The organism is Pseudoalteromonas sp. NZS127_1 (genome assembly GCF_015864295.1).
GTDB lineage: Bacteria > Pseudomonadota > Gammaproteobacteria > Enterobacterales > Alteromonadaceae > Pseudoalteromonas > Pseudoalteromonas arctica.
This window is the reverse complement of sequence record NZ_JADYXO010000009.1, coordinates 97,419-114,228: the sequence shown is the minus strand read 5'-3', so window position 1 is coordinate 114,228 and position 16,810 is coordinate 97,419. Positions and strand designations below refer to the sequence as shown.

The 16,810-nt window shown below is 39.4% G+C and carries 14 protein-coding genes; 10 read left to right on the top strand and 4 right to left on the bottom strand.

The genetic code is table 11. The annotated features are described in order from the left end of the window. The first annotated feature begins 51 nt into the window (after positions 1-51). From hrpB to I6F50_RS10385, 3 genes are all read left to right on the top strand, one after another. Positions 52-2,478 carry an ATP-dependent helicase HrpB gene (gene hrpB, locus I6F50_RS10395; protein ID WP_197176195.1) on the top strand — a complete coding sequence of 809 codons (2,427 nt, stop codon included), beginning with the start codon at positions 52-54 and terminating at the stop codon, positions 2,476-2,478. A 257-nt stretch (positions 2,479-2,735) separates the two neighbouring features. After that, positions 2,736-3,200 (top strand): nuclear transport factor 2 family protein, encoded by a 465-nt coding sequence (locus tag I6F50_RS10390; RefSeq protein WP_197176194.1) that lies wholly within the window; start codon positions 2,736-2,738, stop codon positions 3,198-3,200. 17 nt (positions 3,201-3,217) lie between these two features. Continuing rightward, positions 3,218-3,562 carry a hypothetical protein gene (locus I6F50_RS10385; RefSeq protein ID WP_165728507.1) on the top strand — a complete coding sequence of 115 codons (345 nt, stop codon included), beginning with the start codon at positions 3,218-3,220 and terminating at the stop codon, positions 3,560-3,562. 100 nt (positions 3,563-3,662) lie between these two features. Here the strand turns inward: I6F50_RS10385 and I6F50_RS10380 are convergent, their stop codons facing one another. Further along, the gene (locus I6F50_RS10380) at positions 3,663-4,487 is read right to left on the bottom strand and encodes an alpha/beta hydrolase (protein WP_165740547.1); all 825 of its coding nucleotides are present in this window, start codon (positions 4,485-4,487) and stop codon (positions 3,663-3,665) included. Between the two features lie 32 nt (positions 4,488-4,519). After that, a complete protein-coding gene (locus I6F50_RS10375; RefSeq protein WP_165728509.1) occupies positions 4,520-4,735 on the bottom strand; it encodes a hypothetical protein in 216 nt (71 codons plus the stop codon). A 170-nt stretch (positions 4,736-4,905) separates the two neighbouring features. Between I6F50_RS10375 and I6F50_RS10370 the strand changes: the two genes are divergently transcribed. The 4 genes from I6F50_RS10370 (at position 4,906) to I6F50_RS10355 (ending at position 10,175) form a co-directional block, all read left to right on the top strand. Then, positions 4,906-6,813, top strand: coding sequence for a DUF1800 family protein (locus I6F50_RS10370; RefSeq protein WP_197176193.1), 1,908 nt, complete (start codon positions 4,906-4,908; stop codon positions 6,811-6,813). Positions 6,814-6,822: 9 nt separating this feature from the next. Next, positions 6,823-8,163: a DUF1501 domain-containing protein gene (locus I6F50_RS10365; RefSeq protein ID WP_010555167.1), complete on the top strand. Its 1,341-nt coding sequence runs from the start codon at positions 6,823-6,825 to the stop codon at positions 8,161-8,163. Positions 8,164-8,271: 108 nt separating this feature from the next. Beyond that, a complete protein-coding gene (locus tag I6F50_RS10360) occupies positions 8,272-8,985 on the top strand; it encodes a DUF1499 domain-containing protein (RefSeq protein WP_010555166.1) in 714 nt (237 codons plus the stop codon). A gap of 143 nt (positions 8,986-9,128) precedes the next feature. Continuing rightward, the gene (locus I6F50_RS10355; RefSeq protein ID WP_197176192.1) at positions 9,129-10,175 is read left to right on the top strand and encodes an NAD(P)-dependent alcohol dehydrogenase; all 1,047 of its coding nucleotides are present in this window, start codon (positions 9,129-9,131) and stop codon (positions 10,173-10,175) included. Positions 10,176-10,248: 73 nt separating this feature from the next. Here the strand turns inward: I6F50_RS10355 and I6F50_RS10350 are convergent, their stop codons facing one another. Next, the gene (locus I6F50_RS10350; protein WP_197176191.1) at positions 10,249-11,454 is read right to left on the bottom strand and encodes an MFS transporter; all 1,206 of its coding nucleotides are present in this window, start codon (positions 11,452-11,454) and stop codon (positions 10,249-10,251) included. Positions 11,455-11,814: 360 nt separating this feature from the next. Here I6F50_RS10350 and I6F50_RS10345 point away from each other — a divergent pair, with 360 nt between their 5' ends. The 3 genes from I6F50_RS10345 to I6F50_RS10335 all read left to right on the top strand — a co-directional run bounded on the left by I6F50_RS10345 (position 11,815) and on the right by I6F50_RS10335 (position 16,607). Continuing rightward, positions 11,815-13,113 carry a PAS domain-containing methyl-accepting chemotaxis protein gene (locus I6F50_RS10345; RefSeq protein ID WP_197176189.1) on the top strand — a complete coding sequence of 433 codons (1,299 nt, stop codon included), beginning with the start codon at positions 11,815-11,817 and terminating at the stop codon, positions 13,111-13,113. 154 nt (positions 13,114-13,267) lie between these two features. Continuing rightward, on the top strand, positions 13,268-15,433 hold the full coding sequence (locus tag I6F50_RS10340) for a TonB-dependent receptor (RefSeq protein ID WP_197176187.1): 2,166 nt from the start codon (positions 13,268-13,270) through the stop codon (positions 15,431-15,433). Positions 15,434-15,644: 211 nt separating this feature from the next. Beyond that, positions 15,645-16,607 carry a TDT family transporter gene (locus I6F50_RS10335; protein WP_197176185.1) on the top strand — a complete coding sequence of 321 codons (963 nt, stop codon included), beginning with the start codon at positions 15,645-15,647 and terminating at the stop codon, positions 16,605-16,607. Between the two features lie 2 nt (positions 16,608-16,609). Here the strand turns inward: I6F50_RS10335 and I6F50_RS10330 are convergent, their stop codons facing one another. Further along, the gene (locus I6F50_RS10330) at positions 16,610-16,801 is read right to left on the bottom strand and encodes a DUF2986 domain-containing protein (RefSeq protein WP_007581250.1); all 192 of its coding nucleotides are present in this window, start codon (positions 16,799-16,801) and stop codon (positions 16,610-16,612) included. Between the last annotated feature and the right edge of the window lie 9 nt (positions 16,802-16,810).

Genomic DNA, 16,810 nt, shown 5'->3' with positions numbered 1-16,810 from the left:
GGCTTTGGTTTTTTGTTACAATGCCTGCAAAGCAATTTAGGGTAAATAGCTGTGCTGCCGGTTCAAGACATATATCAACAACTCGTTACTACATTACAACGTAATCCAATTACGTTACTACAAGCGCCGCCTGGTGCTGGTAAATCTACGTGGTTACCACTACAACTAATGCGCGATGGGCATTTTAAACGCATTGTGATGCTAGAGCCTCGCCGTTTAGCTGCACGTAATATTGCCAGTTATTTAGCAAAGTGCCAAAACGAGAGTGTTGGGCAAAGTGTGGGTTTGCGGATTAGAGGCGAGAGTAAAGTAAGCGCTAATACGCGCCTCGAAATAGTCACCGAAGGCATGCTTACACGCATGCTACAAAATGACCCTGAATTAAGCGACATAGATTTACTTATATTTGATGAGTTTCATGAGCGCTCAATTGCAGCCGATACCTCACTTGCCTTTGCGCTCGAGACCCAAAGTGCACTGCGTGAAGACTTAACCATCATGCTTATGTCGGCAACGCTAGATACTGAGCGTTACACTGCGTTTTTTGATTGCCCTGTAATTCAATCGAGCGGTCGCAGTTACCCAATAGACGAAGTCTACATACCCATAAAAGATGAAAGCCGCTGGCTTGATGCAATTCCTAGCATAATAAAACAAGCGCTTAATGAGCAAACAGGCAGTGCATTGGTATTTTTACCCGGGCAATTTGAAATACTACGGGTGCAGCAAGCACTTAGCGATTTACCCAGTAACTGCACTGTAGCAACGCTATTTGGCGAGCAAGATAAAGCTAATCAGCAAGCCGCTATTGCTCCTGCACCAAACGGTATGCGCAAAGTAGTGCTTACCACCAATGTAGCCGAAACCAGTTTAACTATTGAAGGCATACGCATTGTAATTGACAGCGGCAAGCGCCGTGCAGCGACCTTTAATTTAAAAACAGGGGTCACAGAGCTCACAACACAAAGTATATCGCGCTCTTCTGCTGTGCAGCGAGCAGGACGTGCAGGGCGAATAGAGCCGGGCATTGTTTATCGAATTGGCTCAAAGCAAACCTTTGAGCGACGTAATAGCCACGACAATCCCGAAATACTCACATCAGACATAAGCCAACTTATGCTTGAGGCAAAGCAGTGGGGAGCCAGTATTGATGAGCTAACCCTACTTGATAAGCCTACTGAGCAACAATGCGAGCAAGCAAGTAACCTGCTCAACATGCTAGAAGCTATTGATAGCAAGGGTAAGCTCACACCGCTTGGCAGTAAAATGTTAGGTTTTGGTGCTGATATTCGTTTGGCGCATATGCTACTAAAAGCACAAATACTTGATGACCAACTCCCTGGTATTTTTAGGCTCGCTATTTATTTAGTGGCATTACTTGAGAGCCGAGTAAACAGTGCAAACGAGTTGAGTTTAGCGTTGCATAACCAACAGCAACGACCACATCCGGTATTTAAGCAGCAGCTAAAATATTGGCAAAGCCGTTTAAAAGTAAAAGAGTCAAATGCTGATTTAAATACAGAACATTTAAGTTTGCTGGTGGCACTTGCTTATCCCGATCGTATTGCTAAAAAGCGCGGTAATGGTTACTTACTTGCCAATGGTGCAGGGGCTGAGCTTAATAGCAATTATTGGCACAACGACGACTACTTAGCGATAGCAACCATGGGCGGGCACAAAGGCGGGCGTATATTTGCAGCCACCGCGCTTAACCCATTTGAGTTACAAGAATTTTTACCGCATTTATTTAGTGAATTAACTCGCTGCGAATTTGACGAAAAAGCCGCACGCTTTATTCATCAAGATGAAGTGAAGCTTGGTGCTATAACGCTTACCAGCCAGCCTAGTAAACACAAACTAGACAAAAGCGAGCGTGCCAAAGCGTGGCTTAACTTATTTACTAAACACGGTTTTGCATTATTTAACGAGCAACCTGATGCGCAGCAATTGCTGATACGCATGAGCTTGGCAAGTAAGTTATTGCCCGATAAATTTCCACAAATAAACGAGCAACAACGTATTCTAAATGCAGCGCAGTGGCTAGGCGTATTTTTAGAAGATATTAAAACGCTCACGCAGCTTAAAAAGTTTAACTACTTTGAAGCATTACAAAACTGTTTTGATTGGCAACAACAAACAGCTTTAAAAGCACTGTTACCACTGCGCTTAACGGTGCCAAGTGGCTCAAATATAAAAATTGAATACCAGCTTGATGGCCCCGCAAAGCTAAGCGTGCGTATGCAAGAAGTTTACGGCTTGACCAGTACGCCTATGCTTGCCAACGGTAAACTGCCACTGCTTATGGAGTTGCTATCGCCAGGTAAACGCTCATTGCAACTTACTCAAGATTTAGCCCACTTTTGGGCTAGCAGTTACCGCGATGTGCAAAAGGAAATGAAAGGTCGTTACCCTAAGCATTTTTGGCCAGACGACCCTGCCAACAGCGTTGCAACCAACAGAGTAAAGAGAAAAATGTAGATTTTATACCAATTTTATTAAAAACATGATCATTTTATCGTATTAAATAGCGCACTCACTGCGTTAAAAATTATTCATATAGAACAACTATATGTCGTAATTTTTGCCTTGTTATTACGCTATTTTCTTAGCGCTATAATGAACACTAATTTAATGCAATTGGTATTAATTACTTAAAGTTACTTGTTTTATTATTGAGCGCATTAATATAGTGTACCTGTAAATAAATCAATATTTTTAACTACAGGGAATAAGTAATGAGGCTACTTTTAACGTTAGGTTTGGCTTTGGTAACTGCTTTTTCGGCTTATGCTGAAAAGCCACTCGACTTAAATGCGTTTGCGCAGCAGTACTATAAAACAATGACCGCCACACAAGCACCTAACGCAGGTGCTAAAGAGCTTGAGGCTTACCTTGTATTGTTAACCGATGATATTGGCAATCAGCATATTCCGTATCAACCGGATGACTCACGTACTCTAGATGGTAAAAAGCAAATGCGCAAAGGTATGAGTTTTTACTTAGGTGCGCACACATTGTTTGAAAGCACACTGCTTAATACATTTGTGTTTAACGATACAGGCTTTGCTATTCGTTATAAAAACGATGTAAAAGGTGTTCATCCGCAAAATCAGCAATCAATAGAATATACATCAGTAATGATGGAAGTAATCGAAATTGAAAACGGCAAAGTGGCGATGATCCGCAAGTATCACGAATAACTAATAAGAATATATTTATGAAACATTTACTTATCGCATTATCAATATTAATGCTTAGTGCATGTGTTAGTACAAAAAGTGATTTTAGGTTTGATGGCTCCACGCCTGAATCAACTCAGGCAGGAGTTAATAAAGTTTTAAAGGCATTACAACCTCAAGAGTCAATGCGCTTTTTAGGTGCCTTAATGTCAATTCAGTTTTCTGACGTGCAAAGCGCAGAAGATATAATAGGCGACCCTACCATGATGAATGAAGTGAATTACTTTATTATTGGTAAAAAAATTGATGGCTTAAATTATTATGAAGTATTGGATCTTGCGAGTTCATCTTCATCAAAAGTAGAGTTTTCTGTAGAAGAGTAATTTTATTTTGTTAGTTACAATATAGTTTTACGCCAATGATGCAGTGCATTATTGGCGTTTTTATATATGAAGTTATTTATATTTAACTATTCATACTTAACTATTCGGGATGATAGTTCATTTTTTTAAAAGCATCGTATACCGCTAAATGTAGTGTTTCAGTGTGATCTAGGTTTTCAAAATAGCCAAATTGTACTTGGCTTTTACTACTAAGAATAGGCGCTACTTTTTTATGTAATTGCTTTGCTAAACCTTCCATTAGCTCACCTTCTTTACCCACTCCAATATAAACCGATTGAGGAAAGGTAGTTGGCTCAAAAGGGCCATTTAGTAATTCATTATCGGCCCACCATAGGCTTGGGCTAATTATTACGTAATGATTAAACATTGCAGGGTGATTAAACAAAATATCGGTAGCTAATAGGCCGCCTAACGACTGACCAATTAAAGTGTTTGTTGAGTTAGTATGGTAAGTTTTATTGATCAGTGGGCGTAGTTCGTCGTTTATAAAACTAATGAACTTTTTTGAGCCACCATGCGTTGGTAAACCTTTTAAATCGAGAGCGTTATTACTCGGTGATGTAAAATCGTGTTTGCGGTCGATATTTTCTATACCCACAACAATGGCTTCGGGTATATGATTTATCCACGAAAAAGAGGCAAACTGTACGAGTCCTGCAATATGAATAAAGTCTTCATCTTTTGAGCCATCGAGTAAGTAAATAACAGGGTAACGCTTATCGCTTGATTGCTCATAACTATTAGGCAAGTAAACGTTTATAGTGCGTTGCTGCTCAAGCGTGGTTGATTTAAAGGTAAAGGTTTCACCAATACTAAAAGGTTTTGTTTTAATCGGTTCAGCATGGCTTAATAAGCTAAAAGCTAAATATATTACTGTAAATAAACTTAACACTTTATTTTTCATTAGATTGCCTTTAGTTATTGTTATTACTTAATTTAAACTTCTTTTCCGCCATGCTTTTCTGCTAGGTCGTCGAGCTCGGCTAAGGTGTAATCAAAACCACTTTCGTCGTATTCGTATGTCACTTTTACACTATCGCCGCCATTAAAAAGTCGTGTTTTTACATCGTTAACCGGCCAGTCTTTCAGCTCGTGTAAAAACCGGTTAGCAACTTGTGAAGATTCAAAACAATAGCGAATTTCTGTTTTCATAAATAATAAAGCTCTGGCTGTTTACCCCTGCAGCTAGTGCATTATTAATGGGGCGTTCATGATTCGGTTACAAAAAATAAAGAGTTAAATTGTAAATTTTGTGTTTCAATAAATGCATCAAACTCGGTACACACTAACGTACTTTAATTAACAAATGATGACGACTTTACATGCATTATAAATTTGCTCTGATCGCAAGCTCGGTTTTTATACTAAGCGCTTGCGGTGGTTCAGGCTCAGATGATACGCCAACCGTTAACGGAAATAAAATCCCCATTTTGTCAGTCGCTGATATTCCTAGTGAATTAAGTAAGGGCCAAACAATTGAGCTAACAGCAACAGCCAGTGATAAAGACGGCACTATTACATCGGTTGTATGGCAACAAACGCAAGGGCCTGAACTAATTAGCGGGCCTTTAGAGGCAGTAACCACCTCAGTAACACTGCTAAATGCGCAAAGTTATAAGCCTGTTAATTACGCTTTTTCGGTCACAGCAACCGACAATGAAGGAGCAAGCAGTGTAAAAACGCTGAGCTTTATAGCGCGCAATAATATGGATGAGATTAGCGCCGCACGGTTACTACACCAAGCAACAATGGGGCCTAAGCTTAGTGAAATACAAAACGCACAAGGTTTAAGCGAGCAGCAATGGCTTGATAAACAAATAGCGCTACCTATTAATTATCACCGTGATTATTTAGTAAAGCTAAATGACGATGACGACTTTAAATACATAAGCCGCATAGATGCATGGTGGAAAGCAGTAATGCAAAGTGACGATCAACTCCGTCAACGTGTTGCATTTGCGTTAAGTGAAATATTAGTGGTGTCGGATGAGAACAGTGCCTTAAGAGGGCAACCTGAGGGCATGATCACTTATTACGATTTATTACTAAAGCATGCCTTTGGTAATTATCGTGACTTACTCGAAGATGTCACGCTTTCGCCTATTATGGGAACTTATTTAAGCCATTTGGGTAACGAAAAAGCAGACGATACACTTAATATTCGCCCAGACGAAAATTACGCACGTGAAGTAATGCAGTTATTTACTATTGGCCTTGAAGAACTAAATCTAGATGGCAGCGCCAAGCTTGATGCACAAGGTAATACCATTGCCACTTACGGACAGGTAGAAATAGAGGGTTTTGCACGCGTATTTACTGGTTGGGCGTTTGCCGATAGTGAAACATTTAAGCGTAAAAGTCGTGATTATATTAAGCCAATGGAAGCATTTGACGAGTACCATTCTAGTAAACAAAAAACCTTACTAAACGGTGAGGTTATACCACAAGGTTATGCAGCAGAAGAGTCATTGCAAATAGCGCTCGATAATTTATTTAATCATCAAAATGTTGCGCCGTTTATTAGCAAACAGCTTATTCAGCGATTAATTACCTCAAACCCAACCCCCCAATATGTTGAGCGAGTAGCTAATGTATTTATTGATAACGGCGCTGGTGTACGCGGCGATTTAGCGGCGGTAGTAAAGGCTATTTATTTAGATGATGAAGCGCGGCATTTTGGCTCAGTGCTTAATTACCAAGGTAAAATTAAAGAGCCTATTTTAAAAACTGTACAGTTTTGGCGAAATCTCGATGCTAAATCGCCAGCGGGTTATTATAAAACATGGAATTTAATAAATAGCTACGGACAAGGACCCATGCAATCGGCTTCAGTATTTAACTTTTTTAGGCCTGATTATCAAACCGCAGCTTTGCGAAATGAAGGTATTGTTGCACCAGAATTACAAATAGCAAACGACGCAACACTGATTGGCACCATGAACGCGCTTTACGCAAGCTTAGTATGGAGTACCGCAGAAGCGCGCAGTGATTTAAATTCAAATAGTATTTATATTTATGTTCAAGACGACATGAATTTTTTAGAGAAAAACGGTGTTAGCGCGCTATTAGCTCAGTACAACACGTTATATTTTGCAGGCGCAATGAGCAGTGACACGCGCCAAGCGTTACTTGATTTAGATGCCTATTTTAATGAAGAGCAATACCGTGAACGGGTTTCGTATTTATTATATATGATTGCTATTTCACCTGAATTTAACGTGCAGTATTAGGAGCGCATAATGAGCATTAATAGAAGAGAGTTTTTGTCGTTATGTGTAAAAGGCAGTGTATCGGCTGCCGCGTTAACGAGCCTGCAATTACAAGCATTAACTGGAGCGACTAATGCAGTTGAGCTAGGTGATTACAAAGCATTAGTGTGTGTGTATTTATACGGAGGGAATGATTCGTTAAATATGCTAGTTCCGCTTGAAGGCGAGCAACGTAGTGTTTACGAGCAAAGTAGGCAGAACCTAGCGGTAGAAAGCCCACTTGAGTTAAGTATTAAAAGCCAGTTTGCCGGTGGAGTCGGTATTCATCCTTCACTTGAACCTATACAAAATGTGTTTGAATCTCAAAATTTAGCATTTATAGGTGGGGTAGGTACTTTACTCGCTCCCACAACATTGAGTGACTATAAAAATAAAACAATAGGTTTGCCTAAGCATTTGTTCTCGCATAACGATCAGCAAGCTGCATGGATGTATGGTCGAGAAAAACAATCACTTAATAGCGGGTGGGGCGCACGACTTTTAGAACGTTTAGAGCTACAAGATGAGTTTGCAGCTAATGTATCACTCGACGGTACTAATTTATGGCAAACGGGAAGTGCTAGCAATGCATTTGCGCTTAACAAAAGTGGCATTAGTAGTATTAACGCGTTTGGAGGGTATCAACCTCGTAGCGAGCACGTAACTTCTATTATGAACCGCTTACTAGGCAATACGAGCCATCCGTTAAGTACAGCTTATGCCAATGGCTTAACAAGTGCGATAAATAACACTCAAGCAATGAACAGCGCGTTAGAAAGCGCGCCTGCACTTATTACCCCATTTAGCGATAATAGCCTTAGTGAGCAATTTGCAGCAGTAGCTAAAACAATTAGCGTACAGGCAAAATTGAGCACTCAGCGCCAAGTGTTTTTTGTTTCTATGGGGGGGTATGATACGCACGATAACCAATTAACAACGCACCCTGCTTTATTAAATACGTTAGCTCAAGGGTTAAGTGAATTTGATAGCGCGATGAAAGAGCTTGATATGGCAGATAAAGTGACTGCGTTTACTATGTCTGATTTTGGTCGCACGTTGACCTCAAATGGCGATGGCACTGATCATGGTTGGGCAGGAAACCAAATAGTAATGGGCGGCGCAGTAAAAGGCGGCAATATATATGGCGAGCTACTAACTCAACATTTGGATGGCCCACAAGATACCGGTGGCGGGCGTTTAATTCCAAGTGTTGCAAATGAGCAGTACTTTGCCACATTGGCTCAGTGGTTTGGTGTGCCAAGCTCTGAGCTTGTTGATATTTTTCCAAACTTGAGTAACTTTGATCACACAACATTGGACTTTTTTGTGTAATTAGTCGCTAATAGTAATCTAAAAGCACTTGTTAGTAGTATAAGCTACTGGTTAATAGTGCTTATCTGTTTTAATAATAAAAATCACACACAATATAGGAATCATAAAATGAAAGTTTTAGTGAGCTTAGTTAGTTTAATCGCTTTTTTACTTGTAATACTGCCAGGGCCTTTGTATAAATTTGGTATTGTAGAATTAGGTGTTGCGTTTACGGGGTTTAAATTTGGCGTTTATGCTGGTGGCGCTGCATTGGTGCTACTTATAGTACAAGCGTTATTTATGCGTAAAACGTTAACGCTAAGCAGTGGTGTTATTGCACTTGTATTTTCGGTTGTGGCTATTGCTATGCCACTTAATATGATGAACAAGGCTGAAGGTGTACCGGCAATTCATGACATTTCAACTGATTTAGTTAATCCACCAAAATTTGTAGCAATTGCACCACTACGTGCAAATGCATCTAACCCAGTAGAATACGCGGGTGAAGAAACGGCAGTACAGCAACGCAAAGCATACCCGGAGCTGGTAACGTTAAGCTTTGCACAATCTAAAGCCGATTTAATGACAGCAAGCGAACAAGCAGTTAAAAATCTTGGCTTTGCATTGGTAAGTGCAAATACGGCTACAGGTATTGTGGAAGCTACCGATACAACAACGTGGTTTGGTTTTAAAGACGATGTGGTAATTCGTATTAAAGATGAAGGCAGCCAACGTTTTGTTGATATTCGTAGTAAGTCGCGAGTAGGGCGTAGTGATTTAGGAAAAAATGCAGAGCGCATTCATTCAATTATTAATGAATTAAATAGCTTACTTGCAAAATAACTAAATTTAGCGCCCTAGTACTAATGATTGAGCCCAAACACTGTTTGGGCTTTTTTTGTGCCTATTTTATATTGTCAGGTTCTATTCACAGGCTATGTACTATGCTGTTGATGATTTAAATTTTTAACCACTATGGAGTTATTATGAAGACAGTAGGATATGCAGCAAAAAGCCAAGGTTCTGAATTGACAGAATTTTCTTTTGAGCGCCGCGATTTACGAAATAACGATGTAGAAATTGAAATTTTATACTGTGGTGTGTGCCATTCAGATTTACACGCCGTACGAAATGATTGGGGTGGCAGTGATTACCCATTAGTACCTGGGCATGAAATTGTTGGTAAAGTTATGTCGGTAGGTAGCGACGTTAAAAAATACAAGCAAGGCGACACGGTTGCTGTTGGTTGTATGGTTGATTCGTGCCAAAGCTGCGATCAATGTGATAACGACGAAGAGCAATTTTGCCGCGAAGGTATGATTGGTACTTACGCAGGCAAAGACCGCATTAGTGGTGAAATGACCCAAGGTGGGTATTCTAAACATGTTGTTGTACGCGAAGAATTCGTACTTTCCGTACCAGAAAATTTAGACCTTTCTCGCGTAGCACCGCTACTTTGTGCAGGTATTACTACTTACTCGCCACTTCATAAATGGGGCGTAAAAAAAGGCAGCCGTGTTGGTGTTGTTGGTCTAGGCGGACTTGGCCATATGGCCGTTAAAAATGCAGTTGCAATGGGCGCAAGCGTTACGGTAATTGGCCGTAGTGAGTCTAAAAAAGATGATGCGGTTAAATTGGGTGCTCAGCACTACTTAGTGTCATCTAATGATGACGAAATGAAAGACTCGCAATCTGCCTTTGACGTCATTATAGATACGGTACCTGTAAAACATGATTTATCTATTTACACACCACTACTTGATGTGGATGGTACTTTAGTTATTGTAGGCCAAGTTGGCCCTGTAGATGAGCTAAGCACGGTACCATTATTAATGGGTCGCCGTCGTATTGCAGGCTCACTTATTGGTGGTATTGCAGAGACGCAACAAATGCTCGACTTTTGTGGTGAAAATAACGTGCTACCTGAGTGCGAAATGATCAACATTGACGAAATTAACACAGCATATGAGCGTATGGAACGCTCTGACGTACGATACCGCTTTGTTATTGATATGGCATCGTTAAGCGCTTAATTTACTAGGTAAATTAAAAATAATAGAGCCGCTAGTTAGCGGCTCTTTTTGTATTTACTATTTAAAGTATAGATTAACCAGCGGTTTGCGCTGTTGGTTGCTGTTTGTTTAGTTGTAAGTAACTTAGTAGCCACATACCCAAACCACCTAAAAATAATGCAGCTGCTACGTAACCTGTTTGATTAGGTTCCGCACCTTGCGCTATTGCAATTCCGCCGACCCACGGGCCTATAGCATTTGCGGTATTAAATGCGCACTGTACAAGAGCACCGATCATAGCGTGACCTTCTGGAGCAACATCCATTAATAGCGTTTGAATAAGTGTTGCCAAACCCACACTGCAACCAATAAAGAAGATCACTGCATAAAGAGCCCAAATATTATGGCTTGCCGTTACATAAGCAAAGGCAAATACAATGGTACATACAAGCGCAAGGCCAGTCGTTTTAATTGCTGATTTATCGGCAGCTTTACCCAGTACATAGTTACCGAGCGTACAACCAATACCAAACATTACCATTGCGATAGAAATAGTATATGGGGCTGTTTTTGTTACCACTAAGATGGTGTCGGCAATGTAAGTATAAATACAAAACACCCCGCCAAAGCCAATAATTACAATACCCAAAATAGACCAAACCAGTTTGTTTTTAAGTACGCCAAACTCGTTTAGTAAGTTAGAAGGCTTAGCGTTATCTATATTTGGTACTACTTTGTAAACAAAAATAAAAGCAATAAATGCAAGCACTGCAGCGCCGGCTAAACAGTACCGCCAACTAAGGTTTTGACCCACAAGTGTTACAACAGGCACACCAACAATAGTGGCCACAGTTAAACCCATAAACACCTTAGACATAAAGCTAGCACGCTTACCTTTTGGGGCAATATCCGATGCTAATAAAATAGCCGCGCCAAAATATGCACCATGAGGTAAACCACTTAAAAATCTAAATATTACAAGTTGCTCAAGCGACGTTGCCATCGCGCTTAATCCGTTTGAGACAAACATTAAGCTTATAAATATGAGCAATGCTTTGCGCTTTCTCATATTAGCAGTGGTAAGCATTAAAATAGGGGCACCCACTACAACACCAATGGCGTAAGCACTAATTGCATAGCCACTTTGTGATGGCGTTGAGCCAAATGTTTCGCTAATTAGTGGCAGCATAGGCATCATCGAAAACTCAGATAATCCTAAAATAAATGTGCCTAGCGCTAATACGAGTAAAATAGCGGTTCTGTTAAGTTGACTAGATGCCGACGTTACATCTGATGTCATAGATGATCCCTTAAGGTTTAATTTTAAAAATGAAACTGCACAATAGATCTTGAATAGGACATATTATGTGTATGCTTAAATTTTGGTGTGAGAGGGTAGTCTGTGAGGGCGCTATTTTAAGTTAAAAAAAGTACAGAGTCATGCATAAATTAGTGGTTTTATTAGGTTTTTAAAATGTTAATTAGAAGAAAATACTACTTAACATTTATAAAATAAAAAAACTATTTATAAAGCATATATATATAAGATATTAAATATTAGCCGAAAGGTTATTTAAAGCTTATATTTACAGTACAGCTACATATTGATATCACATTAATTTGCTAATTTTTGTACTAATTTACTCCTTAAGGTTTTTATATGTTTGGTATTTCTAAAAGAAACGCAAAAATTGAAGAAATGGAGCTTCAATTAATTCAAAAACAATCTATTTTATCGGCAATTAATAAGCACGTTGCTTATATAGAGTTTACACCTGATGGAATAATATTAGACGCAAACCAGTTGTTTTTAAAAACGATTGGGTATAGCAAAGAGAAAATAATTGGTAAGCATCATCGTATGTTTTGCGAACCTGAATATGCAAAGTCAAACGAATATAGTCAATTTTGGCAAGCATTGAAAGCAGGGAATTCTAAAGCAGGCTCGTTTTTAAGGTACAAAGCTAATGGCGATAAGCTTTGGCTTGAGGCAACTTACTTTCCTGTAGAAGAGCGCGGCGTAGTCACCAAAGTTATTAAAATAACCTCTGATATTACAAACAGTTACATACAAAGAAAAGCGCAAGAAGCTATTGCAAATGCACTCGACAAAGCCTTGGCTACAATAGAGTTTACCCCAGAGGGTAATATTTTAAAGGCGAACCAAAACTTTTTAGCAACAATAGGTTATAGCTTAAAAGACATTGTAGGCAAGCATCATAAAATGTTTTGTACTAAATTGTTTTATGAGAAAAACCCACGCTTTTGGAGTGAATTAGCGCAGGGGCAGTTTAAGTCAGGAAAATTTAAACGTATTGCCGCCGACGGTTCAGAAATTTGGTTAGAAGCAACTTATAACCCAATTTTAGATAGCAAAGGTAATGTAATTAAAATAATTAAGTTTGCATCAAATATTACCGATCGAATTAATAATAACAGTGCAGTGACAGAAGCCGCTGCAATAGCACATGAATCGGCGGTAGCTACTGCTACAACCGCTAAAAAAGGCTCTGAAATACTACAAAGTTCTATAGCGAACTCCGACGCCATTGTAAGCCAAGTACTTAAATCGGTAGATTTAATAAAAAATCTTAATGAACAGTCTGCGGTCATAGGTTCCATTGTTTCGACAATTAGCAGCATTGCGGATCAAACTAATTTACTGGCACTTAATGCCGCAATAGAAGCAGCGCGTGCTGGTGATTATGGTCGAGGTTTTGCTGTAGTAGCTGATGAAGTAAGGCAGCTTGCAGCCAGCACTAGTCGCTCTACTAATGAAATAGCAAGTGTTGTTAAAAATAACCAAGAGCTCACTAATGATATATCAAAGCAAATAACGTCAGTTTCAGACTCATCAAAACAAGGAAGAGAGCTTATTGCTAATGTGTCTGAGGTCATTAAAGAGATTGAACGTGGAGCCGATATTGTTTCTCAAACGGTAGCTAAGTTAAATACTTAGTTAATTGCATGTTCCTATGTTTAAAGCTGCCTTCTTATGTGCTCAAACACACCTAACAACATTTTAAATTGATAAAGTGCGACAATATGTCGCGCTTTTGCTTTTGCAACTCACACTATAATTACGCCAATTATTACAGTGGCATAAATTAACAATGGTTTATAAAAGCAAAACTCAAAAAACATATTTACTAACGCCTGTCGCACTTTTTATTAGCGGTGTGCTATCTCCTTTTGCATTTGCCGACGATACGCCTTTAGAAGTGATTGAAGTACACGGACATGCTCAAAATAAGCATTTAGCACTTGGTTCGTCAGAATCGTTATTAAGTGATTTAGGTGTCGATTTTTCAGCAGCGGGCGGCGTATCTAACTTACCTATTTTAAATGGTTTAATGGGCGACAGAGTTAAAGTGTTAGTTGATGGTGCAGATGTAACCGTTGCATGCGCTAATCATATGAACCCGCCACTTTCGTATATCTCGGCTAATCAAATTACGTCTTACAATGTGGTTGCAGGCGTGTCGCCAGTAAGCGCGGGCGGCGATAATATTGCCGGTGTAATAAGCGTTAATTCTATTTCACCACAGTATAGCGATAGCAATGAATTAGGTTGGCACTCAGGTTATGTGTCAGCAAAGTACAGTAGCGTTGATAGCGGACGTAAACTTGGCGTTGGTGTACGTTTAGCAAGTGACACGTTTAGCCTTAATTATCAGGGTTCGTTTAGTGACGCAGATAGTTATGAGGACGGTAACAGCGATGTAGTATTAGATACATTGTATCGAGCACAAAATCATAGTTTAACCGCAGCTATGCACGATGATAAACAGCAATTAGTTATAAAGCTAACGCATCAAAAAATCCCGTATCAGGGATTTGCAAATCAGTATATGGATATGACCGATAACACCAGTTACGGTGCAATAGCTCAATACAAACGCTCCTTTGAAAACAGCGAGCTTGAAGGGCAAGTTAACTGGTATAGCGTAAAGCACGAAATGGGTTTTTTCAGTGAAGAAAAAACAGGCATGATGCCAATGAAAACTGATGCACAAGATATAAGTACGCAGCTAAAATGGCGTATTGCGCTTGATAAAAACAGCAGTATTTTACTCGGTCAAGAATATTATAATTACAGCATTGATGATTGGTGGCCAGGTATTGAAGGCTCAACCAAGATGGGACCAGACGATTACGTAAATATTAATAACGGTAAACGAGAACGAATAGCGGCATTTGCTGAATTTGAGAGCCAAGTAAATACAAAGTTATGGTTAAACGCAGGCGTACGCATTGAAAGTATTAGTACCCACGTTGGAGAGGTTCAATCTTACAACTATGGTATGAGCATGACGGATATGGACGATATGAGCGACATGAGTAGTATGAAAAGTATGACCATGAGCGATACGTCTACAGATAATACCATCGCTGCACAGAACTTTAATGCTGGCGACAGAGATAAAACCGACACCATAGTTGATGCTAACTTATTAATTAACTACCAAATAACAAATTATGATGAGCTGCAACTTGGTCTTGCCCGAAAAAACCGAGCGCCTAATTTATACGAGCGATACAGTTGGGGTGTAAGCACCATGGCAACCACCATGATTGGTTGGTATGGCGATGGTAATGGCTATATTGGTAACCCTGATTTAGACGTTGAAACAGCGCATACAATAAGTGCTACTTATATTAAATCGGCTAAAGATGACCGTTGGCGATTAAGCACCAATGTTTGGTATACAGATGTGAGTGACTATATTGATGCTGATATTGTAAGAAGCTTCAATAGTTATGATTTAGACAATACAGCGCGTAACATTTTTCAGTTTACTAATGTAGATGCTATTTTGTATGGTGCAAAAATAGATTTAACAGCCAACATTTATGAATCTAAGCAATTAGGTAATTGGCAGTTACACGCTAATGTTACTAATACGAGAGGTAAGCGCGACGATACTAACCAGCCGCTTTATCAAATTAAACCACTGCAAACCCATCTAGGTATTAGCCAGCAAATAGGTCGATTTGAAAACGCGTTATCTTGGCAGTGGGTCGATACTAAAAGCCGTGTAGATAATAATCGTTTTGAAAACCAAACAGACAGCTACAGCCTGGTTAATTTAAGCTCTAAAGCCACATGGGATTCATTAACGCTAAGTGCTGAAGTGAGTAACGTGTTTGATGAGTACTACCAACTTCCGCTAGGTGGTGTAAGTATTGCGGCACTTAAACAAGATAGCAGCAACGGGTTTGAACAACTTGCTGGGCAGGGTCGTTCATTTAATGTAAGCGTTAGTTACGCGTTCTAACTAAACTAAATTATTAAAAATAAAGCAAAAGCCATAACTGTGTTATGGCTTTTTTTGCGTTTTAATATGTAAGCCGTAAACTTATTTTTATGAAATATTTGTATGCAAAAAGCGTTCTATTAAGCACGCTTGTACTAATTTTACAGCGTTATTTTAAGGCAATGCAGTAAAAAGCAGTAACTTGTTCATCACCCAATAATTAGGAAATACAGTGTTTAAGCAATTTAAAAATAAAGTGATGGGTGCGCCAACAGCTATGGCCGGTTTAGCTTTGGGTATTGCTAGTATGGGATGGGCATGGGAAAACGTTTTTAATTTAAACTCCCAAGGGCAATTTTTGGGAGCGGTACTAGCTGGCGTATTAGTTTTACTTTTGGCTGCTAAGTTTTTACTACACCCTCATTTATTAAAAGCCGATTTAGCACACCCAGTTGCAGGAAGTGTGATCCCTACATTTGCAATGGCTAATCTTGTTATTTCAAACTCAGTTGGGCAATTTAATTCATTAGCTGGCGACATTGTGTGGGTTTTAGCTTTTGTGCTGCATCTCACATTTTTGGTGAGTTTTTTATACCAGCGAGCAAAAAAGTTTAACTTTGAGGATATGGCGCCCAGCTGGTTTGTGCCGCCAGTGGGGATAATTATTGCAGATGTTACTTTTTCGGGAAATCCGACATTAGCGTGGTTAGCTTATAGCGCACTGGTGATTGGTATATCAACGTACAGTATTATGCTGCCAATTATGTTTTATCGCTTTTTATTAGCATTAAAAAGTGACTACGAAATACAGCCAACACTTGCCATTTTAGCAGCGCCTGCCAGTTTAACATTAGCTGGGTATTTTCATATTGTAGCTAATCCATCACTCTTTATAGTGGGGGCATTATTTATATTAGCGATAATAAAAACACTGATTGTTTATGTGTTATTTATAAAGTTATTACGCAGGCCTTTTACGCCGAGCTACGCTGCTTTTACATTTCCAATGGTTATTGGGGCAACTGCATTATTTAAAATGAAAGACTGGATGCAAAGTATAAACCTCGCAATACCATATGTAGATGCAGTTAGTTACTTAGCTACGTTTGAACTTATAGTTGCCACGGCAGTAGTTGGTTATGTAAGTGGTCGGTACTTTTGCCACTTTAAACTATCAAAGGAACAGGTAACGTAGAGTTACTCTTGGGTTGCCTGTGGCTCATTACTTTCTTGTTCAGCTAGTTTTTCGCGCTCAGCTTTTGACACATAACCAGGTTTGTTGCTTTTATGTAGTTTAGCGTTAGTGCGTTTATCTTTCTTTTGAAATTTAGTGACGATTTTTTTACGACGGTTCACAATTAAATACCCTGTTAATTTTAAGTCGCGCATTATACAGTC